The sequence below is a fragment of the Nostoc sp. TCL240-02 genome (assembly GCF_013343235.1).
Taxonomy (GTDB): domain Bacteria; phylum Cyanobacteriota; class Cyanobacteriia; order Cyanobacteriales; family Nostocaceae; genus Nostoc.
On sequence record NZ_CP040094.1, the window covers coordinates 4,218,403 to 4,238,793 of the forward strand.

The following is a 20,391-nucleotide window of genomic DNA, read 5'->3' on the forward strand; positions in this document are numbered from 1 at the left end:
GACTAATGACCAATGACCAATAACTAATGACTAAAACAATTGTTGTCAAAATCGGTACTTCTAGCCTTACTCAACCAGAAACTGGACAATTAGCACTTTCTACCATCGCTACTTTGGCGGAGACACTTTGCCATTTAAGACACCAGGGACATCGGGTAATTTTAGTTTCTTCTGGTGCTGTGGGCGTGGGTTGTGCACGGCTGGGCTTAACTGAACGTCCTAAAGCGATCGCACTCAAACAGGCTGTAGCAGCAGTTGGACAAGGTAGGTTAATTCGGATATATGATGATTTATTTACTACCCTGCAACAGGCGATCGCTCAAGTATTACTAACTCGCAGTGACTTGGTACAGCGCAGCCGCTATCTCAATGCCTACAACACCTTTCAGGAATTACTGGGACTGGGAGTGATCCCCATAGTAAATGAAAATGATACCGTAGCGATAGACGAACTAAAATTTGGTGATAATGATACCCTTTCGGCATTAGTTGCCAGCTTAGTAGAAGCAGATTGGCTATTTTTGCTCACCGATGTCGATAGGCTATACTCAGCCGATCCCCGTTCCGTACCAGATGCGCGACCGATCGCTTTAGTTAGTAGCATTAAAGAATTAGCAGAATTACAAATAGGTTCCCAAGGTTCTCAGTGGGGGACTGGGGGTATGCTGACGAAAATTTCGGCTGCGAGAATTGCGATCGCTGCGGGAGTACGTACCGTAATTACCCAAGGGCGATTTCCCCGAAATATAGAAAAAATTATCCAAGGTGAACTGATTGGGACGCATTTTGAACCGCAACCTGAACCAACTTCGGCGCGTAAACGTTGGATCGCTTACGGACTTTTACCTGCGGGTAAATTGTATTTAGATGAAGGTGCGATCGCGGCAATTTCTCTAGCAGGAAAATCGTTATTAGCTGCTGGAATTAAGTTAGTAGAAGGAGAGTTTGACACACAAGATGCGGTGCAATTGTGTGACAGCAATGGTAACGAAATTGCTAGAGGACTTGTGAATTACAACAGCAATGATCTGCAAAAGATTCGTGGGTGTCATTCACGAGAAATTCCTACAATTTTAGGCTATGCCGGTGTAGAAACAGTTATTCACCGGGATAATTTGGTTTTGATTTAAAATGGAGCGCCGATAGTCTAATAGTGTGATAGCAAAGAAGGCAGTTGGTGCATAGAGTAAAAGATATTATGCGCTCCAGATGCCTCAAGTAGATGAGCCTCACTTTGCTCGGTGTAACCTAAAACTCTCATACCAGCAGAAACACCTGCACGTACACCCAAAACGCTATCTTCGACAACAGTGCAAGATGGAGCTTGAAATCCCATATTTTTAGCTGCATATAAGAATAAATCAGGTGCTGGCTTCCAACTTCCAATTTCATAGGAACTAAAGATGCACCTTTCAAATCGAGACAACAGATTAGTTACACGCAAAGCTAACTTAATTTTTTCTGGCGGGCCACTGGAAGCAACGCAAATAGGTAGATTAATCTTGTCTAAAGCTGCTTCTATTCCTTCTACAGGACGTAGTTCACGCTCGAATGCTTCAGCAATACGGGTACGAAGCTGAGTTACAAAATTTTGTGGCATCTTTTTCCCAAGTCTTTGCTCAATGACAGCAACACAATCAGCCATTTTGCAACCCTTAAATAATAAAATAGCTTCTTCAAGTTTCATTGCAAGCCCAAACTCAGCGACAAATTCCACAAGAACGCGATTACCTAATCCTTCGCTGTCTACTAACACTCCATCACAGTCAAAAATAACTAATTCTGTTTGCATTACGCTCCACGCCTGACTCATTTACAAATTCGGGATTGTCATAGAAGCGATCGCCACAGCCCCCCACAAAGGCGCATCATCACCCAACACCGCAGGCACAATTTCAAAATCAACTTCTGGCAAAGCCGTATCCCGCGCCACCTGACGCACCACCCGCCAAAAATCCTCCCCCGCCTTCGTCACACCGCCTCCCAACACAAAGCGCTGTGGATTCATCAAGTTCGCCACATTGCCAATACCCACACCCAACGCCCAAGCAGCTTTATTCAAAACTTCCTTAGCCAAATCATCCCCAGCAGCCGCCGCTTCACTTACCAACTGCCCCGTCAGCAACGTTAAATCACCCCCCACCAAACCTCTCAATACCTCTCCATCTCTGAGTTTTCCGCGCCTCTGCGGTACCCTTCGGGAAGCCGCTGGCGCGTCTGCGTTTTCCAAAATTTCCCTAGCATTTTGCGCCATATAAGGCCCCGAAGCTAAACGTTCCACACATCCCCGCTTCCCACACAAACAAACTAGACCAGCCGGATCTACAACGATATGTCCAATTTCGCCAGCCATCCCACCAGCACCCCGCCAAGACTGCCCGTTGAGTATCCAACCACCACCGACACCAGTGCTGACAGTAATGTAAAACAGGCTATCGTATCCCTGTCCCGCACCAAAGCGATGTTCACCCAAAGCAGCGATATTGGCATCATTGTCTACACTCACAGAAACGCCAAACTCATCCTCCAACAACCCTTTGAGAGGAATGTTTTGCCATCCAGCCACATGATGAGATAGTCGCACCGTCCCCGTGGAAGCATCTACCGGGCCACCAAAGCTGACACCGATCGCAGCAGGTTTTGCGTCTTCTAGCAGCGAGTAAATAAGCGATCGCATAATTTCCAAGTCAGTGCTAGCATCTGCATTGGCTGGCGAGAGACGACGTTCATAACGCAACCACTTTCTCGAACCGATATTTACCAATGCAGCCGCCAGCTTAGTGCCACCAAAATCGAGAGCTAAAATTAATGTCATTCACTCACCTTTTCTTGAGTTGAACACTTCGTCAATAAACTGTTGTAATCGTTCATAATGGGAACCTTTCCAATAAATGCGATCGCAGTCTTGACAATGCTGGAATTGATCGATTTGGCATCGCACTTTTTCTGGCACTTGTTCAATAATGGATTGCTTATCTACAAATTCTAATAATCCATTGCAACGCAAACACCGTTTAAATGGTGCAATTAATTTAAACAAGTCGAAGCGTTGTAGTACTTCTATAATTTGTTCTTGAGGGTTAGTGTTTCTAACGTAATACCCATGCGTTACCAAACTACGCATCAATAGACCCTTATCACGAGTCAAGAGAATCCGCCCTTGGCTAGAGGATATTTGGGCTAATTTCTCATCCTCGTAGTCATTGCGGTATAAAGTATCAAAACCTAAAAGTCGTAGGGATGTCGCAAGCTTCCCCAAATGGATATCTACAACAAAACGAATAATAGTGAGCGGTGTTGGCAAAACAGAAATGCTTGGTATAATGACACTCCTAGCTGAAATTGGATAAACATTGATAGTATCTCCATCCGAAACTATGTAAGAAAAATTTACATATTGACTATTAACATTTATAAAATCAACTTCTGGATGAGGGACACCTAACGACTCAATCATGTCCTTGATTGAGGCTTTCTCCTCAAAAAAATGGGGGATTTTCACCTGCTTGTGATGCCGTGGTAAAAAATGATTCAATTCTGCATGAAAGTAGAAATATGCGATCGCCATAGCTACAGATATTCGGATTACCCTACTGACAACAATTTGTCACAATTACGAAACTTTATCTATTGTATTGAAAGAATCAATGTTTCCTTCAGTGAGCCATCTCCACCATAAAATGTCCATTTACCTTGATTTGACCAACCTTCTAGAGGCAACAAACGATAATGGAATTAGAAAGATTCTCAAATACTTGCATTTATTATTGAGTTCAGTTACAGTCAAAGCAGACGCATATAATCAAACCCTGACATACGCTTTAGAAAGTTAGATTAGATAAAAGGGTAAATAACATGTTTGTTAATGTTGATATCAGTGACGCGGCTAATCATTAGTCACTAGATTTGAACATTAACTGGTCGCGCATGAAATACAGGGCACTAAAGCATTTATAACTAGTTTAAGTGTTTTTATTTTTCCAAATTAATTGAGAATTATTATCAATATGTACAAATAGATGGATATATTAAAAGTAGATAGCGGGAATAACCCCACTAGGTTATATTGGTTTGTTTTACATCTATCTTTAGAAAGATATTTTTTAGAAAAAACAGAGAATTATATTTATATATGTAAAAACAGGATTGGTAACTAGCTATGTAAATAATTTCACCAAAACTTTAAATAAGTATCTAACTACTAACAATATTTTTGATTGTAATATCAGCTACATTGATATTATCAGCAAGTTAATCCTTAGTAATTCTCCAAGTAGCTTTGCGCCTATGTACAAGGTTTAATATATTTGATTTTACCAAATAAAGTAAGTTCAGAAAAGCCGAGTTTCAGTAAGTGGAAATTTATAAAATACCAAATAACAATAAAACTAGATACAAAATTAACGTCGCTCATACGGAAAAATCTATCTTGACACTATTTATCTTTATTGTGGAGAATTTATTAACCGGAAAGACCTCGATCAATAATGATGTTATAAAGTGGCTACCTAGTTTTAATAGGGAAATGAATATTGTTCTTTTTTCTCTCCTTTAGCCAAGGATTTGTAGCTAAGAACACAAATGTATTTTGTAATACCTTTTGTCCAAAAAATAAGCTAATGAGTACAGCGAGATGAATACTTTTTTCTGTTCTGATGAGTCACAGCAAGTAGGAGAAGATATTATTGGTAGCGCCACTAATTATCAAACTTATATTTTAGTTGAGTGTCCTTTACCTTGGACATCAGAAGCCTTTAATTCTAAATGGGTTCCTCAGAACTTGAGGGTTTTAGTAGAGGAAGTGAAGCGTGCTAAACTACCGATTAGATTTCTTTTAATTGCTAATGATATCTCACACAAAGTAAATCACACTACGCTGTTGATTTATCAAAAGAAAGAGGGGCTAAGTGATGGATACCATAAGCAAGAGTTTAAGCTAGGAAATATTGAGCAAGTAGCAGCAGTTGTCCAAAAATGGATATGGGGTATTAGTTCTAATTCTGAGGTAGAAACTAGTACAACTAGAGATATTTTAGTTTGTACCCACGGTAGCCATGATAAATGCTGTGCTAGATATGGCGCTCCTTTTTACTTCCATGTAACAGCTAGTAATGCTGATTTGTGCTTGGATAATGTGCGAATTTGGAAATCATCGCACTTTGGTGGACATCGGTTTGCGCCAACAATCATAGATTTACCAGAAGGAAGATACTATGGCCGTCTCGATCAAGATTCATTTAGATCGATTTTGACTCGAACAGGCGATATTAAATGCTTACAGAAAGTCTATAGAGGTTGGGGAATTCTGCCTGCTGCACTTCAGGTTTTGGAAAGAGAACTAATCCTTTGTAACGAATGGGATTGGTTTAATTACAAAGTTGCAGGCAAAATTTTGGAGCAAAGTTTAGACAATAATACTATTTTAGCTGAACTAAGTTTTGAACAACCTTCTGGTTCTCTCTCCACTTACCAGGCAAAACTTGTGAAAGATGAAACTAAGACTCAACAACTGAAGAGTTCATGCAATGCTACACAAGAGTTAACAGTTACTAAATATGCTGTAGCTAGCCTCTGGGTTTCTTCTAATAAGGTAATGAGTTATAGTACATAAAAATGTAGAGATTTTAAACGCAAAGGGACGCAAAGGGAAGCGCAAAGTAACGCAGAGGATTGCTAACGCTGCACAAATTCGTAATAAAACCTCTACGTACCTTTGCGCTCCTCTGCGTTGAAATTCCAAATCCAAAATCAAGATGAAGCCATATTTAAGACTTTCCTTAGCAGAACTTGGTCTTCTAATTTGGCTTTTAAACGACCATTTTCGATATCTCGAATCCAGCTTTGGCTTTTACCTGTGAGTTTTGCCAATTCTCTTTGAGAGAGATTCAAATTTTTTCGCGCCTGCAAAATCTGTTCGCCCAGTAAATCGTTTGTAGCTTTGGGTTTTCTTTTGGCTTTAGCAGTTCGCCGTTGCTTTTTTTCCGATTCTGAAATTTGCTGTTCCCATTCTGGTGGGAGTTCAAAAGCTAAAATCCGCGCATTCATGAGCAGATTCCACTTACCACGGGGGCCTGTGTCTGTGAGGCGAGTTTCAGCACCACCGTCGTTAGTCCAAAATTCTAATGCTTCATCTGGATCTTCGGGAAGATCGATTAACTTCGCCCACAAAGGTTGAATTTCTGGTGGATAAGTAATTGGATCAAAAAGTGGCTTCATTCCATAGTGATTGAGAATTTCCAAATCGCTTTCAAAGGTTCGCAGTAGACGTTTGCGTTCTTCCCGTTGTCTGGATGCAAGGGCGACTTTTTCTTCGCCGTAAGCAATACGCAGCAAGGTAGGAATGGTAATGCGTTGTTCTTTGCCCATTTTGGTTTTAAACAGTAACCACAGCATTAACCGGACTGCGCCTTCATGTTGCTGCCAAATGCTCATAACTGTGGTTAGTAGTGTTTTAGGAAGACTACCGTATTGATAGAATGCAGTTCGCTCTTTACACGCTTGTTTGTTTAAGAAATATTGCGCCCATGCGCCTGCTTTGACTTTAAAAGTTAGCCCAATCAGATATTTGCATCCAAGATTGTCTTCTTGAAAGTGGTGCTGAATATCTACTAAGTGCCATAAGCGGCTGTTTGTAACAGAGAATCCGTTAATTCGACCTTGTTGGGGCCAATCAATGGAGATAATCAGGGAGCAAGCTTGCTGGACAAGATTTTTCATTAAAGCTAGCTTGGCAGCTTTGCTTAAATCTTTGCGTTTCTCCATCCCCAAATATTTCTCGATTTGACGCTCATCGATCACAAATGCTTGTTCCCAAGGTTGCTCTAAAGCTGTAGCATAACTTGCAAAAATTAGATGTATGCAAGCGGCTCTGATGTCAAGCGCCTCAATTGCTGCTATATCTGTGGCTTTGTCGTTAACTTTAAATGGATCTTGGATATGAAAAGCGATCGCACCCTTACCTTGATTGACTTGTCGGCTGTAACATAGATACCCGTCTTCATCAGTTTCCCAATGTAGCGATGTGCGTTGCCCTAGTACATTACACGCTTCCCAAATTGCGATCGCAGAAGCAAATGGATTATTCTTGCCGTTAGAAAACAAGTCTAAACTGGTAGAATCTCTCGGTTCAACTTTGCATCTCCCCTTTTTCGCCTGCCAAAGAATCGGAGAATTAGTTGGACAAGCTATTACACATTGCGGTTCTGAATAATAGCCCTCACAATTATTACAAAGACCAGGATCAACCCAATATTCATTGTTCTCTATTCTGATTGCACCCGTAGGACATTGGGGGCGGCAGTTGTCACATCCAACGCAACTGTTGTTAGGAATTGTATAAGGCATTTGGCTCTTTTCCCACTCTAATCGTTGAGATGTCTGTCTCAGGTCTCCCCTGGATGAGTCCTGTCTATTCATGACTCACTACCACATAATCTTTCTGGCGAGAAAAAATTATTCTCACCATATTCACTCCCCACATCCATATTTTGACTTTGCATCCAATCGGAAGCTATTTAAGGCTTTTAAACCGAGCCGGACAAAACTTATTTATTAACTATACATTTCATGAAAAAAGTCATTAATTTGTTTGTACCGAGCTTAGAAAAATATCTTAATATTCATTTAATTAGGTATTTAATGAACATTTGAACTTTAACCATAAAGTGTTTTGAGAACATATTGAACCCTGATAGGATTGGAATTAATCTGATTTATTAATAATTTTAATATTTAAGGTAGGTTCGGATTCTGCTATAAAAATCACAGTTGCTTTATAAATTGATTATGTTTCCTTCATAAATTCATTATATTGATTTAAATGTAAAACGAATATTTATTTTGTCATCATTTATATAAATAGTTGAATCAGATTAGATTGCAAATTGTTGCTTTGCAAAATACATATTGCATATATCAAAATGTAATTAATGAACATTTATTTTGGTATATATGTATACTGTTTATCTACATTTCTTTGTCTAGAGCTAAAAGTATTTGAAAAATAATATCATCACTTTTATCGATATACTTGCGTTTACATGAGGCTTTACCAACGAGGGTAGGTTTAAAACCTGTAATTTATGCTGTATGGGAATAGCTGATTAGCGGCTGCTGCCTCCAGTCAGATATCGAGTCATAGACTCAATGAATGCGTTCCTATGCTCCGCATGGGAACGAGGAAAATTTAAGCATTAGTAATTATTATTGGCAATAATTTGCATTTATTTTTGATTTAAAAAATGATTTGTCATTGTGTTCAAAATCATCGATTTTTTATAAAGTGAAAGTGAGTTTTGAATACAAAATAATAAAAGATTAGGATAATATGATGATTAATGCACAAACAGATTGATAGGCAAAATTGCCAAGGGATTATTAATGGCACAACTAACAGGTTTGACATTTGGCGGTAAAGCTTGGACACCAAAATTCGCTCAAGAAATTGACAAGGATAAATGTATCGGCTGTGGCAGATGTGTTAAAGTCTGCGGGTACAATGTGCTAGGTTTGAAGGCACTCAATGAAGAAGGCGAATTTGTAGATGACGAAGATGATGACGAAATTGAACGGAAAGTAATGGCAGTTACCTCTCCAGAAAACTGTATTGGTTGTGAAGCGTGTTCGCGGATTTGTCCGAAAAATTGCTACACCCATGTTGCAGTAAATAATTAGAGTTTTTAGAGTTAGTCCAAATTGTTGTTAACTCAAGGAGGCACTGTTTGTAAAAAGCGCAAATGCGCTAGGCAAGGTAACTTGAGGGGAATACTAAGTATTGACTGTAACTAATAAATAGTTCATAGTAAACAAATCCGTAAATCGCAAAATGTCAGCTATTAACAAATTTAAACTTGCTGCTAATATAGCCTAATCAATATTAGGTCAACAGTGCCCTCTTGGAACAACGAGCTTTTTTGAAAGCAGGGGGCTAACTTTTTCATAGGAGTTGAAATATAATTTGTATTTTTTTGGGGGAAAGATATGGAAAAAATCTGGAAGTTTCCCCCATTTTTAATGGCTGCACGTTAGAAAGTTAATAAGTGAAAAGGGAAAAGGGAATGGGGACTGGGGACTAGGGAATAAGGACTAGGAAGACAAAGAATAGTTTTTCTAATAGCTAATACCTAATACCTAATACCTAATCACCAATCCCCAGTACCCAATACCCAGTACCTATAAAAGACTGTTTACACAGGTAGCATGTATGCAACAAGTTCCTGTTTCACTATGGACTCTGGTTGCTGGGATAGTAGTTACAGCAATCAGTATTTGGATCGGTCAAAACCACACTCTCATGCCGGTGCAGGCATCGCTACAAGCGCCTTTGGTAGACGGTTTTTTCAACGTCATGTTTACCATTGCGATCGCACTCTTCTTGGTGGTAGAAGGAACCATTGTACTTTTTTTGATTCAGTTTCGTCGCCGCAAGGGTGACGATACCGATGGCGTGCGAGTGGAAGGTAACGTTCCCTTAGAAATCTTTTGGACAGCAATTCCAACAGTGATTGTCCTCTGTTTGGGCATCTACAGTGTAGATGTTTTTAACCGAATGGGCGGTTTTGAGCCTGCTGGTCATCCTCATTCAGCGGCTCATGTTGCTCATAAGTCGGGAACTGCTCTTGCAGCTACACTTAGCGATACCTCTGAAGCAACAACTGCACCATCAATTGCCCCAACAATCGGTATTGGCGCGTCTCCTCAAACCCTAAACAAACCAGCCGATTTAGTTGTTGATGTCAAAGGCATACAGTACGCCTGGTTATTTAATTACCCCGATAGTGGCATTACCTCTGGGGAATTGCACATACCCGTCGGTGCTGATGTGCAACTCAACCTTTCAGCACAAGATGTAATTCATTCATTTTGGGTTCCAAACTTCCGCTTGAAGCAAGATGCACTTCCCGGTATCCCCACCGAACTACGATTTGTTGCCACCAAACCAGGTACATATCCCGTAGTTTGTGCTGAGTTGTGCGGTGGTTATCACGGTTCGATGCGGACACAGGTAATTGTCCACACACCGGAAGAATATAAAAGCTGGCAAACAGAGAACCAGATTGCTCAACAGCAAAACCTCAATCAAGTTGTTGCAGTTAATCCAGCCGACTTATCAACATCAGAGTTTCTCGCACCCCACACCCATGATATGGGCATTAATGCAGCAACTCTAGAGTCAGTAGTTATGAGTCATTAGTCATTGGTCATTGGTCATTTGTCATTGGTCATTAGTTATTGGTAACTGACAAATGACAACGGACAAATGACAAAAGACAAAAAGACAAAGGACAAATGACAAATGACAAACGACAAAGGACAAAAATATGACGCAGGTAGAATTTCCACGGAATACTCCACCAGAAGGAAAGAAACCGGAAATGGTGGCTGGCCACGCTTCCCATCCGAAGGCGTGGAAATGGCAAGATTATTTTACTTTTAATGTTGACCACAAGGTTATTGGTATTCAATACCTGGTGACGGCGTTTGTCTTCTATCTCATTGGCGGACTGATGGCGATCGCTCTGCGGGTCGAATTAGCAACACCAGATGCAGACGTACTCGACCCCAATCTGTATAACGCTTTCATGACCAATCACGGGACGATTATGATCTTCCTGTGGATTGTCCCTAGCGCTATTGGCGGATTTGGTAACTATTTAGTGCCCTTGATGGTTGGTGCTAGGGATATGGCGTTTCCGAAGCTAAACGCGATCGCCTTTTGGTTAAACCCACCAGCTGGTGCGCTCATATTAGGTAGTTTCATTTTTGGCGGTTCGCAATCTGGTTGGACAGCTTACCCACCTTTGAGTTTGGTGACAGCGCCAATCGCTCAAACTATGTGGATACTTGCGATCGTTTTGGTGGGAACTTCCTCAATTTTGGGTTCGCTGAACTTCGTAATCACCATTTTGATGATGAAGGTTCCGAGCATGAAATGGGATCAAGTGCCCCTATTCTGCTGGGCAATCTTGGCAACCTCACTGCTAGCACTTCTCTCCACACCTGTATTAGCAGCCGGTTTAGTTTTGCTGTTGTTCGACCTCAACTTTGGTACATCCTTCTTTAAACCAGATGCAGGCGGTAACGTTGTAATTTATCAACACTTATTCTGGTTTTATTCGCATCCGGCAGTATATTTAATGATTCTGCCTATCTTCGGCATCATGTCGGAGGTAATTCCAGTTCACTCCCGCAAGCCAATCTTTGGTTATAAAGCGATCGCTTACTCTAGTGTAGCCATCTGCGTTGTGGGTTTGTTCGTTTGGGTACACCACATGTTTACCAGTGGTACACCCGGCTGGATGCGGATGTTCTTCACCATCTCCACTCTCATCGTTGCAGTTCCCACTGGCGTGAAGATTTTTGCCTGGGTTGCTACCCTTTGGGGTGGTAAAATCCGCTTCACAGGTGCGATGCTTTTCGCCATTGGCTTGTTGTCTATGTTTGTCATGGGTGGCTTAAGTGGTGTGACGATGGGAACAGCACCTTTTGATGTTCACGTCCACGACACATATTATGTTGTCGGACACTTCCATTACGTTCTGTTTGGCGGTTCCGTGTTTGGCATTTATGCCGGCATTTATCACTGGTTCCCCAAAATGACCGGACGAATGCTGAATGAAAGCTTAGGACGGATTCACTTTGCTCTCACCTTCATCGGCACGAATCTCACCTTTTTACCCATGCACGAGTTGGGTTTGAAAGGAATGCCCCGACGAGTGGCAATGTATGACCCCCAATTTATCGACCTCAATCAAATTTGTACCTTCGGTTCAATTGTTTTGGGGATATCGGTAATTCCTTTCGCCATCAACATGATTTACAGTTGGTTGAAAGGGCCTTTGGCTGGTGATAATCCTTGGCAAGCTTTGACTTTAGAATGGACAACTAGCTCACCACCTGCAATTGAAAACTGGGAAGTATTGCCGGTTGTGACTCATGGCCCTTATGACTACGGTCACGATCATAGTAATGAAGTACAGCCATCAGCAACACCGGAAGCTAGTGCTTAGTTGGTATATTCAGTATTGCGATCGCACCCAAAATCACTAAAACTTCTAGTCATTAGATTTGAAAACTCGAAACTCCAAGCTTGGAACCCGAAACTTCAAGCTTGGAACACGAACGCCCGAATTCAATAAACGGACGCTTGAATTCAATAAACGGATGCCTGAATTCAATAAACGAACACCCGAATTCAATAAACGGATGCCTGAATTCAATAAACGAACACCCGAATTCAATAAACGAACACCCGAATTCAGAAAACAAAAGCCCGAATTCAATAAACAAAACTCGGAATTTTGAAAATTCCTGAACAAGTCAAGAGTTTGGCTAAACAAGGATTTTGGATAAAGAATGGAAATTTTGCTGGTTCAGATTTCATTCTTTATTCAAGCCTCCACAACAGACAGAGTAGATCGTATTGTCAATAAATCTATGACTATAGCTACAACCACAAGCGAAGAACACAGTGCAGAACACGAAGAACATCCAGATTTAAGAGTTTGGGGATTGTTGACATTCCTCGCCTCTGAATCCTTGATGTTTGGGGGATTTTTTGCCACTTTCTTGTTTTTTAGAGGTATTACAGCAGTTTGGCCACCAGAAGGGAGTGAGGTAGAACTACTTGTGCCGACAATTAACACCATTATTCTGGTGTCTAGTAGTTTCGTGATTCACTTCGGTGATACGGCGATTAAAAAGAATAACGTCAAGGGAATGCAACTGTGGTATGCCATTACTGCAATCATGGGTGCAATTTTCTTGGGTGGTCAGGTTTATGAGTATTCAACATTAGGATACGGACTGACTACCAACGTCTTTGCCAACTGCTTTTATATCATGACTGGGTTCCACGGTTTGCACGTTTTTGTGGGACTGTTATTGATATTACGTGCATTGTGGCGATCGCGTCTCCCTGGTGAATATTCTGCAACCAATCATACTTTCATCGAAATGACAGAGATTTACTGGCACTTCGTAGACATTATCTGGATTGTCTTATTCACCTTAGTGTACGTTCTGACTTTGTTTTAATTTGGGTATGGGTATTAACAATTCGTAATTCGTAATTCGTAATTATGTTGAGTTATTGCCCAATCCCCAATCCACAATCCCTAATTCCCTATTCCCCATTCCCTAATATGCAAGCTAATACAAACAAATTCTCATGGTTTCTGGTTCCAGATGATATCAAAAACCTATTAATTTTAGCTGCACAAAACTGGGAGAACACATCAGAATCCGAAAAATATATTCAACAAGCTTTAGAGCAAACTGGTGAAAATACAGATGTATTAGTAGCAGCATATAGATTTTTCTATTATAAAAATAATTATTCTCTTGCACTACAAACAACAATCAAATTATTAGATAAAATTAAAGAACTAGAAAAATTTCCTGATAATTGGGAGCAACTTCAGCCTATATTAGTCAATCGCAAAGAAGACCCACAAATTCGATTGTACTTAAATGCTTATGCTGCTTCTGGATTAGTGCTAGCAAAGTTAGGAGAAATTGAGCAAGCCAAAAAAATCAGCACCAGAGTCAAACAGATAGATGAAAAAAATGATTTTGGTTCTGGTATTCTGCTGGATATTTTGACACATCCAGCAGAAGAAGACGATTAATTAGTCAATGTGTGGAGATTGAGTACTGGGTACTGAAAAAGTATTCTTAAATATTTATTTCCTAGTCCCCAGCCCCTATTCCCTAGTCCCTATTTCTCTTTTATTCAGTCAAGGTGAAAATCATGAACAATTGGTTATCTACTAAATCCTATTCTTTATTAGGAGCAAGTACTGATAGTAACTCTATCATTCCTCCTATTAACATACCTACTAAACTTCCTGTAGGTAACATTCCTAATGTCTCACCGATCATTGTGATCCAATCTTCTCCACTATCAATTTAAAAGTTATGAAAGGTAGGGATTGGCTGCTAACAGGGGACGGTCAGCATCAAGCCTGTAAATCTGTAAGAGCATGGGATTTATTGAGAGAAAATTACCGCCTTTATCGGTTTTTAACTGAGGTGGAAGATGTTCTCAATAGCAGCGACAATGAAACCAATTGTCTGCCAGAAATTCGGATGCTCGTAAGGCGCTTGATGGTAAATTCCTATTGGGTGCAAAGTCAACATTTAGAACCTTCACCCAAAACGGGAAGCTCTGTTTTACTCCTATATGATGAATTGGGTTTTCCGTTAACAGTGCAAACAGTAACATTTGCACCGGGAACCCGTTCAAACATTCATAATCATGGAACATGGGGAATAGTAGCGGTGCTAAAAGGCCAGGAAAAAAATACTTTTTGGCGACGCACCAATAGCCCAGAATTTCAGGACAAGATTGAAGCAACGGGAGAAGTAACTCTTTTCCCAGGAGACATTATTAGCTTTACTCCCGATGCAATTCACAGTGTAGAAGCAGTGGGTGATGAACCAACTGTGACTTTTAATATTTATGGCGAAACCGATCCAAATGAGAGATTTGAGTTTGACTTAGTTAGCCATAAAGCGAGGAATTTTTAATTTCATCGGTTCATAGTTGGCGCTTTAGCGCAAAAGAGTAATTAGGAGATAGTTGAATGGCAAAGGTAATTTTCTATAGCAAACCAGGCTGTAAAGGTGGTGTTAAGCAAAAAGTTTTGCTAACAGCTGCTGGTCATGAGGTGATACCACAAAACCTGCTAAAAGAACCTTGGACAGCTGAACGGTTGCGCTCATTTTTTGGCGATCGCCCCGTAGTCGAATGGTTCAATCCTTCCGCTCCCAAGATAAAATCTGGTGAGGTGGTTCCTGAAAAAGTGGATGAACAAACCGCTTTGGCGCTGATGCTGAAAGAACCACTGTTAATTCGCCGTCCTTTGTTAGAAGTAGGCGATCGCCGCGAAGTAGGATTTGATGTCCAAAAGATTGATACTTGGATTGGCTTACAAGCTGTAGACGAATCCTTGCAAGAAGTCAGCGACAAGCTTCTGAAGCAAGACTTGCAAAACTGTTCCCACGGTAAAGATCATAGCCATCAACACCATAAGGAAGGCGGCTGTAAACATTAGACATAAGAGAGACGTAGCATTGCTACGTCTCTACAAGGGTTATATCCCCACTCTCTTTAACGAACGCCAGCAGTTTCTAAAGACAAATCCTGAAACATAGGTGTGCTGAGGTAACGTTCGCCGAAGGAAGGCTGAATCATCACAATTAAACGTCCGGCGTTTTCTGGACGTTTACCTACTTGAATAGCAGCACACAAAGCTGCACCAGAGGATATCCCAGATAATAAGCCTTCTTCTTTTGCCAAACGTCGCCCATAAGCGATCGCTTGTTCATCACTGACCCTAATTACTTCATCAACCAATTCTAGGCGGAGAACATCGGGGATAAATCCGGCCCCAATGCCTTGAATTTTGTGTGGCCCGGCTTCACCACCGGAGAGAACTGGGCTGTTGCTGGGTTCAACTGCGATCGCTTTAAAAGTCTTCTTACGACCTTTAATTACCTCTGCAATCCCGGTAATCGTCCCACCAGTACCTACCCCAGCAATAACGATATCCACTTCTCCGTCTGTATCTGTCCAAATTTCTTCGGCGGTAGTTTCCTGGTGAACTTTAGGATTGGCTGGGTTGCGAAACTGTTGCAACATAAAAGCATTAGGAGTATTAGCCACAATCTCTTCGGCTTTGCGAATAGCTCCCCGCATTCCTTCAGCGCCTGGTGTCAACTCTAAAGACGCGCCATAAGCTCTCAGCATAGCGCGTCGTTCTTGGCTCATTGTCTCTGGCATTGTCAAAATCAAACGGTAGCCACGCGCTGCTGCTACCATTGCTAGAGCAATTCCTGTGTTACCGGAAGTAGGCTCAACTAAAATAGTCTTTCCTGGGGTAATTGAGCCAGCCGCTTCTGCTGAAAGTACCATACTTAACCCAATGCGGTCTTTCACCGAAGCTGCTGGGTTCATCCCTTCTAATTTGACAACTATCCTTGCTACTACTCCCTCAGCTTGAGGAATCTTGTTTAGTTGAACTAAAGGAGTTCGTCCGATTAATTCTGTAATGTCTTGAGCAATCCGCATTATTTAACTCCTAGAATTCTAAATCTTAGTACAAAGTATTTACTTGTAACAATAAGCTTGTGTGTATTTAATTTGCAGTTTAATGTCAATGAGTGCATATACTATGTATTCTAACTAAACCACAAAATATGAAAGCTTAAGAAGAACTTTTATCAGAGGCTCTTATTTTTATATTTTACCATTTGGAATTGCTGACTGTTATCTCTTAGGCTAAGATAAATTTTTATAATTCTGTATATATGAATAATTTTTATCCTTATTTTCATTTGTTATGGAAACATAATTCACTTTCAAAATATTTAATTGCTTTTATTAATTTATTAGTTTATCTTTATCAAGAGAGATTGATATTTTCTTTTGAGTGCAGGTTTTGTTTAGCAAAACTAACATCCAAAACAGTTCTAAAGTATTGCCTACATTGCTTTTAGGTTGAGTACAAAAACACCAGAACCCCACTTAAAAAACACTAGAACCCCGTCTCAAAAACACTAGCACCCATACCCCAATAAATTTTTATAATGCTTATCAGATGAAGATTACAGGCTTTGAGTACTATTCTAATAAATTTAATAATCTTAACGGGGCTGGGGTAAACTGTTTTGTGGAGAGCGGCTGATATAAATCGTATAGGATTTACGCAGAGATTCCCCTCTACCCCCCAACATTCCTGAGCGAAAGCTGAGTGAACTAGGGGGGACTTCTTAATCTCCTTTTTAAGAGTAAGATGAAACGAGATTATAAAATCTAAATGCGTTTTTTCTGATTGAATAATCCTACGTTTTGCAAAAAGTTTGGTAACTTTTCATTGGTAAGTAGTCAGTAGTAATTATAAAAACAATTGACAACTTATGATTGTGAAAATTACCAATTACACATATTTTAATATCAAAACTGTTTGAGATAAACAGCAAAGGATATTTTCTTACTGGGTGCAGACTACCTAGCAAGGGAGAGCCAAGATGAAAGCAAAAGTTTTAAATGTCCTTACAGTTTGTGTAGTTACCTTAACAATGCTTTCTCCAGGGTTAGTAGTATTTGGCATAATTTGGGAGCGACATCTGGACTTCGTAAAATCCCAAAACTTAGCCTACGAAGTTAACAAGACTACTAAAAATGCTCCCGCTTTGGCTCCCCAGACAGAGATTACACATTCCCCTCAGACTAGCATCCAATCCTCTGATCGTAATGTGATTCATCAAATGCTGACTGTTGCTGAAAAATATAAATTTGCCACTATTTTGCAATGGTTCTTCTTGTTAACCCCTATTTGTGTTGGGTTAGGCATTCTCTTTTATGACAGATATCTTGTACATCGTGCGGCTGTTTTAAAAGAACAAGTTGAAATGTTGGAAAGACTGTGGCACCAAAGTATAGAACAGTGACCAATTCTCAATTAACTCACTAAAATCAACAAAAAAATCATGTCAGAACAACGCCAGCAATTATATTTTAACCTGATTGATGAATTGCTCAAATGTCCTAATGGTCAGGAACCAGAAGTTTTAGAATCTAAGCCAGAGTTGATTGATTCTGGTTTTGTAGAAACAATGTTACAAGTAGCAACTATGTTTGCCCATGAAGGCAATCAAGATGGTGCCAAATTTTTATTTTTTGTGGCGCGTGAGCTAGCTAAAGAACTGGGTTTATATCCGGAAGTTCCGAATACCGAAGTTGAAAATACTGAAGTCGCAAATAAGGAGTAAAAATGTTGTTGACTTCAACAGATGCGGGGCAAATTGCTTTAGAACTGCTCATGGCAGATTGGAATATTTCAGAAGAGAATCGGGAGTGGTTTACAATCTTTAACTCTCGTCTGATTGGTGAGAGTTGGTACACTGTAGAATTGGGTGTAGAAGGATTTCCCGATAGGTGGTTTATTCAAGTGTATGACACTGGAGCGTGCGATCCAAACTATACATTTATATCGCCAATTCGTGGTTCTGAAGGATTTACAGACTTTGGAAATGTGCCGGATATCATAGCAGAAGTATTAGTTTGTGAACGCAATGCTCGATAGTAATTAAGAATTCAATTTTAAAATGTACTAATAAAAGACATTTTATTTGAATTCATAATTTTTGATATCAAAGTTTTTGCAGCAAGGCTACTTTGATATTTTATTCAATATAAAGATGCTTTACGCAAATCGGAGGTGATACCAAATAGGTATACCTCTTTTTTCTGTAATATTTAATATTTTATTTAAGCCCTGTAAGGTATTTTGTCATCTTTAATTGATAAAATTATGTTATATTAAATAGCGTGATGGACGCTACAGAAATATCAGTTCCAATGATTGCTGAAGATATCTTAGCCAAAGAATTCACAAGAGTCCTCAACCACTACTACCCACAAGTTGGGGAATTACTAGACGGGTGTTATGTGAAAGTCATCACCTGTTTTTGGGGACGGCCTGCTAGACGCTTGCAATATATAGGAATTTATTGCTCTGCCGAAATGATTTCCTGTGTGCAAGCCCACAAAGAAATACTCAGAGAAGTTGCAGGCAATATGGGTTTAGTGCAAGTAGTTTGCATGAATGCCAAACGATTGTTGCGCGATCCGATGTCGAAGGTCAAACATAATAATCCACGCCTATGGTTGGAGTTGCAGTGGGTTGCAAATTAGTCATTTATCGGATGATTTGATAGGTGAGAATTGAGGACTAAAATTATCAAATATTTAAGCACTAAAGTGCTTACTACGAACCTATCAACCACTAGATTAGCCAGCACAAAGTATTAATGCAAGTAATGAAAACTGGAATTTTCTGCAATTACGATAATTATCACCAAGATGCTCGTCGTGCCATTTCTGAGCAAGTCGCGCTGATAAAACAGGCAGAAAGTTTAGGTTTTGAGTCAGCCTGGGTGAGTGAGCATCATTTTAGTGAATCCAATCTCAGCCCGTCTATGTTGCTGTTAATGGCACACTTGGCGGGAATGACTTCAACTATCCAATTAGGCACTGCGGCGGTGTTACTGCCATTCCATAACCCAATTCGGGTAGCTGAGGATATCGCCACTCTAGATAACCTGTGCAATGGACGATTATTATTTGGAGTTGCCAAAGGCGGCCCCTTTCCCCAACAAAATAAGCATTTTGCGACACTCCCAAGTGAAGCCCGTCCCAAGATGCTAGAGGCGATCGCACTGGTTCAAAAGCTTTTATATGAAACTGATGTATCATTTAAGGGCAAGTATTATCAATGCGATCGCTTAACCATTTACCCAAAACCATTGCAGAGTCAAGTCCCAGTCTATGTTGCCACTGGCGGCGATGATGGTATCGAGTTTGCTGCTAAACATTCCTTCAGCTTAATGGGTGGGCCGCCATTCTCCCTACACAGATTGAAGGATACTGTTGCTAAATATCGAGCCTTAAATTCTAGTGGTGCAGAAAACTTCGTGCTGGCACGCTTTTTTTATGTTGGCAAAACATTTGATGAAGCAGTGAGTGAGGCATTGCCTTTCATCCGCCAATTTAGTCAGAAAATGAAGGCTAATACGGCTGAAGTATTGCAAAATAGTGCGAATCCCAACCAAAAACCATTTGATCGCACAAACATCTGTTTCGACGAAGATTATTTGATTGAGAACTCAATTATCGGTGATGTGGAGACTTGTCGAGACAAAATCAAGAAATTTCAGGACGAATTAAATTTAAGTACCCTAGCCCTCAAACCCTCGTCTTCGGATCTGCAAAAAAACCTGGAGAGTTTGACGCGCTACAACCAAGAAGTGCGAAATTATGTCTTCTAAACTTTACCAGCTTCCTCCTGATGATTTACCTCCAACTGAGGTAACGAAACAGGATGGAATGCTGCAAATGGAGCTAGAACAGTCTACTGGCAGATGCTTTTTTCTAGCTTGCGATCGCATTACGCGAGTACTGTTATCTAATTGTCAGTGGTATATCACAACAAATGCTAGCATCCTAACATTAATTATTGATTGCCCTGACTTAGTATCTTACTGGCATATAGTCAGCAATATTGCCCAATTGGGTAATAGGTTAGAACGGTTTGCTAGCAATGGCAAAATCCGCGTTTATCCGCCATTTGGAAAAGGGATGCCATTTGAAATCAGCGTAAATGAAATATCTGCTTATCGAGATTGGCTGTGAGGTAAATAGGCACACTCTGGGAATCACACAAAATATAGCTGTCTTCCACCCTGTACTCCTAAAGTGCAGGGTGTTGCAATTTTTATCAAAGCTGCTCTCAAATTAATATGAATTCGACGGCTCATATAGTATCTACCTAATTAGCTGAATCAAAATACCTCTCCCTGGTTTTACTACACAAAACCGTCCCTCTC

Annotated in this window: 20 protein-coding genes; 15 read left to right on the plus strand and 5 right to left on the minus strand. The window is 40.3% G+C overall.

Features of this window, described 5'->3' with window-relative positions; translation table 11 throughout:
* Window positions 1-26: 26 nt before the first annotated feature.
* Window positions 27-1,130, plus strand: a complete 1,104-nt coding sequence (gene proB / locus FBB35_RS17965; RefSeq protein WP_174710790.1) for a glutamate 5-kinase — start codon at window positions 27-29, stop codon at window positions 1,128-1,130.
* Between the two features lie 17 nt (window positions 1,131-1,147).
* Here the strand turns inward: proB and FBB35_RS17970 are convergent, their stop codons facing one another.
* From FBB35_RS17970 to FBB35_RS17980, 3 genes are read right to left on the minus strand one after another with little or no spacing between them, the layout of a single operon-like run.
* Window positions 1,148-1,813: an HAD family hydrolase gene (locus FBB35_RS17970; protein ID WP_217481655.1), complete on the minus strand. Its 666-nt coding sequence runs from the start codon at window positions 1,811-1,813 to the stop codon at window positions 1,148-1,150.
* Entirely contained in the window at window positions 1,814-2,815 is a 1,002-nt protein-coding gene (locus FBB35_RS17975) for an ROK family protein (RefSeq protein WP_174710791.1), read from the minus strand.
* A complete protein-coding gene (locus FBB35_RS17980; protein WP_174710792.1) occupies window positions 2,816-3,568 on the minus strand; it encodes a Mut7-C RNAse domain-containing protein in 753 nt (250 codons plus the stop codon).
* A gap of 1,065 nt (window positions 3,569-4,633) precedes the next feature.
* Between FBB35_RS17980 and FBB35_RS17985 the strand changes: the two genes are divergently transcribed.
* Complete coding sequence (locus FBB35_RS17985) at window positions 4,634-5,611, plus strand: sucrase ferredoxin (protein WP_174710793.1); 978 nt, start codon at window positions 4,634-4,636, stop codon at window positions 5,609-5,611.
* A gap of 137 nt (window positions 5,612-5,748) precedes the next feature.
* On the opposite strand, the gene FBB35_RS17990 is transcribed toward FBB35_RS17985, so the two are convergent.
* A complete protein-coding gene (locus FBB35_RS17990) occupies window positions 5,749-7,344 on the minus strand; it encodes a helix-turn-helix domain-containing protein (protein WP_174710794.1) in 1,596 nt (531 codons plus the stop codon).
* 1,035 nt (window positions 7,345-8,379) lie between these two features.
* Between FBB35_RS17990 and fdxB the strand changes: the two genes are divergently transcribed.
* The 7 genes from fdxB to FBB35_RS18025 all read left to right on the plus strand — a co-directional run bounded on the left by fdxB (window position 8,380) and on the right by FBB35_RS18025 (window position 15,056).
* On the plus strand, window positions 8,380-8,673 hold the full coding sequence (gene fdxB, locus FBB35_RS17995; RefSeq protein ID WP_174710795.1) for a ferredoxin III, nif-specific: 294 nt from the start codon (window positions 8,380-8,382) through the stop codon (window positions 8,671-8,673).
* 529 nt (window positions 8,674-9,202) lie between these two features.
* Complete coding sequence (locus FBB35_RS18000; protein ID WP_174710796.1) at window positions 9,203-10,192, plus strand: cytochrome c oxidase subunit II; 990 nt, start codon at window positions 9,203-9,205, stop codon at window positions 10,190-10,192.
* A gap of 127 nt (window positions 10,193-10,319) precedes the next feature.
* Window positions 10,320-12,008, plus strand: coding sequence for a cytochrome c oxidase subunit I (gene ctaD / locus FBB35_RS18005; protein WP_174710797.1), 1,689 nt, complete (start codon window positions 10,320-10,322; stop codon window positions 12,006-12,008).
* 427 nt (window positions 12,009-12,435) lie between these two features.
* Window positions 12,436-13,035 (plus strand): heme-copper oxidase subunit III, encoded by a 600-nt coding sequence (locus tag FBB35_RS18010; RefSeq protein ID WP_174710798.1) that lies wholly within the window; start codon window positions 12,436-12,438, stop codon window positions 13,033-13,035.
* A gap of 107 nt (window positions 13,036-13,142) precedes the next feature.
* Window positions 13,143-13,628 (plus strand): hypothetical protein, encoded by a 486-nt coding sequence (locus tag FBB35_RS18015; protein ID WP_174710799.1) that lies wholly within the window; start codon window positions 13,143-13,145, stop codon window positions 13,626-13,628.
* A 289-nt stretch (window positions 13,629-13,917) separates the two neighbouring features.
* Entirely contained in the window at window positions 13,918-14,529 is a 612-nt protein-coding gene (locus tag FBB35_RS18020; RefSeq protein WP_174710800.1) for a cupin, read from the plus strand.
* Window positions 14,530-14,585: 56 nt separating this feature from the next.
* On the plus strand, window positions 14,586-15,056 hold the full coding sequence (locus FBB35_RS18025; protein WP_174710801.1) for an ArsC/Spx/MgsR family protein: 471 nt from the start codon (window positions 14,586-14,588) through the stop codon (window positions 15,054-15,056).
* A 56-nt stretch (window positions 15,057-15,112) separates the two neighbouring features.
* Here FBB35_RS18025 and cysK read toward each other — a convergent pair whose 3' ends face one another.
* Window positions 15,113-16,072, minus strand: coding sequence for a cysteine synthase A (gene cysK, locus FBB35_RS18030; protein ID WP_174710802.1), 960 nt, complete (start codon window positions 16,070-16,072; stop codon window positions 15,113-15,115).
* A gap of 959 nt (window positions 16,073-17,031) precedes the next feature.
* Between cysK and FBB35_RS18035 the strand changes: the two genes are divergently transcribed.
* The 6 genes from FBB35_RS18035 to FBB35_RS18060 all read left to right on the plus strand — a co-directional run bounded on the left by FBB35_RS18035 (window position 17,032) and on the right by FBB35_RS18060 (window position 20,197).
* Entirely contained in the window at window positions 17,032-17,454 is a 423-nt protein-coding gene (locus FBB35_RS18035; RefSeq protein WP_174710803.1) for a hypothetical protein, read from the plus strand.
* 39 nt (window positions 17,455-17,493) lie between these two features.
* A complete protein-coding gene (locus FBB35_RS18040) occupies window positions 17,494-17,775 on the plus strand; it encodes a hypothetical protein (RefSeq protein WP_174710804.1) in 282 nt (93 codons plus the stop codon).
* Window positions 17,776-17,777: 2 nt separating this feature from the next.
* The gene (locus tag FBB35_RS18045) at window positions 17,778-18,089 is read left to right on the plus strand and encodes a hypothetical protein (RefSeq protein WP_174710805.1); all 312 of its coding nucleotides are present in this window, start codon (window positions 17,778-17,780) and stop codon (window positions 18,087-18,089) included.
* A 248-nt stretch (window positions 18,090-18,337) separates the two neighbouring features.
* Window positions 18,338-18,700 (plus strand): hypothetical protein, encoded by a 363-nt coding sequence (locus FBB35_RS18050; RefSeq protein WP_174710806.1) that lies wholly within the window; start codon window positions 18,338-18,340, stop codon window positions 18,698-18,700.
* A 125-nt stretch (window positions 18,701-18,825) separates the two neighbouring features.
* Window positions 18,826-19,833, plus strand: a complete 1,008-nt coding sequence (locus tag FBB35_RS18055; protein WP_174713690.1) for an LLM class flavin-dependent oxidoreductase — start codon at window positions 18,826-18,828, stop codon at window positions 19,831-19,833.
* On the plus strand, window positions 19,823-20,197 hold the full coding sequence (locus FBB35_RS18060) for a hypothetical protein (RefSeq protein ID WP_174710807.1): 375 nt from the start codon (window positions 19,823-19,825) through the stop codon (window positions 20,195-20,197). The genes FBB35_RS18055 and FBB35_RS18060 overlap by 11 nt, the downstream gene beginning before the upstream one ends.
* Window positions 20,198-20,391: the final 194 nt, after the last annotated feature.

What these genes read in the sequence shown, in the direction of transcription:
- proB (WP_174710790.1), top strand. Translation starts at nt 27, where the DNA reads ATGACTAAAACAATTGTTGTCAAAATCGGTACTTCTAGCCTTACTCAA.
- FBB35_RS17970 (WP_217481655.1), bottom strand. Translation starts at nt 1,813, where the DNA reads ATGAGTCAGGCGTGGAGCGTAATGCAAACAGAATTAGTTATTTTTGAC.
- FBB35_RS17975 (WP_174710791.1), bottom strand. Translation starts at nt 2,815, where the DNA reads ATGACATTAATTTTAGCTCTCGATTTTGGTGGCACTAAGCTGGCGGCT.
- FBB35_RS17980 (WP_174710792.1), bottom strand. Translation starts at nt 3,568, where the DNA reads ATGGCGATCGCATATTTCTACTTTCATGCAGAATTGAATCATTTTTTA.
- FBB35_RS17985 (WP_174710793.1), top strand. Translation starts at nt 4,634, where the DNA reads ATGAATACTTTTTTCTGTTCTGATGAGTCACAGCAAGTAGGAGAAGAT.
- FBB35_RS17990 (WP_174710794.1), bottom strand. Translation starts at nt 7,344, where the DNA reads ATGCCTTATACAATTCCTAACAACAGTTGCGTTGGATGTGACAACTGC.
- fdxB (WP_174710795.1), top strand. Translation starts at nt 8,380, where the DNA reads ATGGCACAACTAACAGGTTTGACATTTGGCGGTAAAGCTTGGACACCA.
- FBB35_RS18000 (WP_174710796.1), top strand. Translation starts at nt 9,203, where the DNA reads ATGCAACAAGTTCCTGTTTCACTATGGACTCTGGTTGCTGGGATAGTA.
- ctaD (WP_174710797.1), top strand. Translation starts at nt 10,320, where the DNA reads ATGACGCAGGTAGAATTTCCACGGAATACTCCACCAGAAGGAAAGAAA.
- FBB35_RS18010 (WP_174710798.1), top strand. Translation starts at nt 12,436, where the DNA reads ATGACTATAGCTACAACCACAAGCGAAGAACACAGTGCAGAACACGAA.
- FBB35_RS18015 (WP_174710799.1), top strand. Translation starts at nt 13,143, where the DNA reads ATGCAAGCTAATACAAACAAATTCTCATGGTTTCTGGTTCCAGATGAT.
- FBB35_RS18020 (WP_174710800.1), top strand. Translation starts at nt 13,918, where the DNA reads ATGAAAGGTAGGGATTGGCTGCTAACAGGGGACGGTCAGCATCAAGCC.
- FBB35_RS18025 (WP_174710801.1), top strand. Translation starts at nt 14,586, where the DNA reads ATGGCAAAGGTAATTTTCTATAGCAAACCAGGCTGTAAAGGTGGTGTT.
- cysK (WP_174710802.1), bottom strand. Translation starts at nt 16,072, where the DNA reads ATGCGGATTGCTCAAGACATTACAGAATTAATCGGACGAACTCCTTTA.
- FBB35_RS18035 (WP_174710803.1), top strand. Translation starts at nt 17,032, where the DNA reads ATGAAAGCAAAAGTTTTAAATGTCCTTACAGTTTGTGTAGTTACCTTA.
- FBB35_RS18040 (WP_174710804.1), top strand. Translation starts at nt 17,494, where the DNA reads ATGTCAGAACAACGCCAGCAATTATATTTTAACCTGATTGATGAATTG.
- FBB35_RS18045 (WP_174710805.1), top strand. Translation starts at nt 17,778, where the DNA reads ATGTTGTTGACTTCAACAGATGCGGGGCAAATTGCTTTAGAACTGCTC.
- FBB35_RS18050 (WP_174710806.1), top strand. Translation starts at nt 18,338, where the DNA reads ATGGACGCTACAGAAATATCAGTTCCAATGATTGCTGAAGATATCTTA.
- FBB35_RS18055 (WP_174713690.1), top strand. Translation starts at nt 18,826, where the DNA reads ATGAAAACTGGAATTTTCTGCAATTACGATAATTATCACCAAGATGCT.
- FBB35_RS18060 (WP_174710807.1), top strand. Translation starts at nt 19,823, where the DNA reads ATGTCTTCTAAACTTTACCAGCTTCCTCCTGATGATTTACCTCCAACT.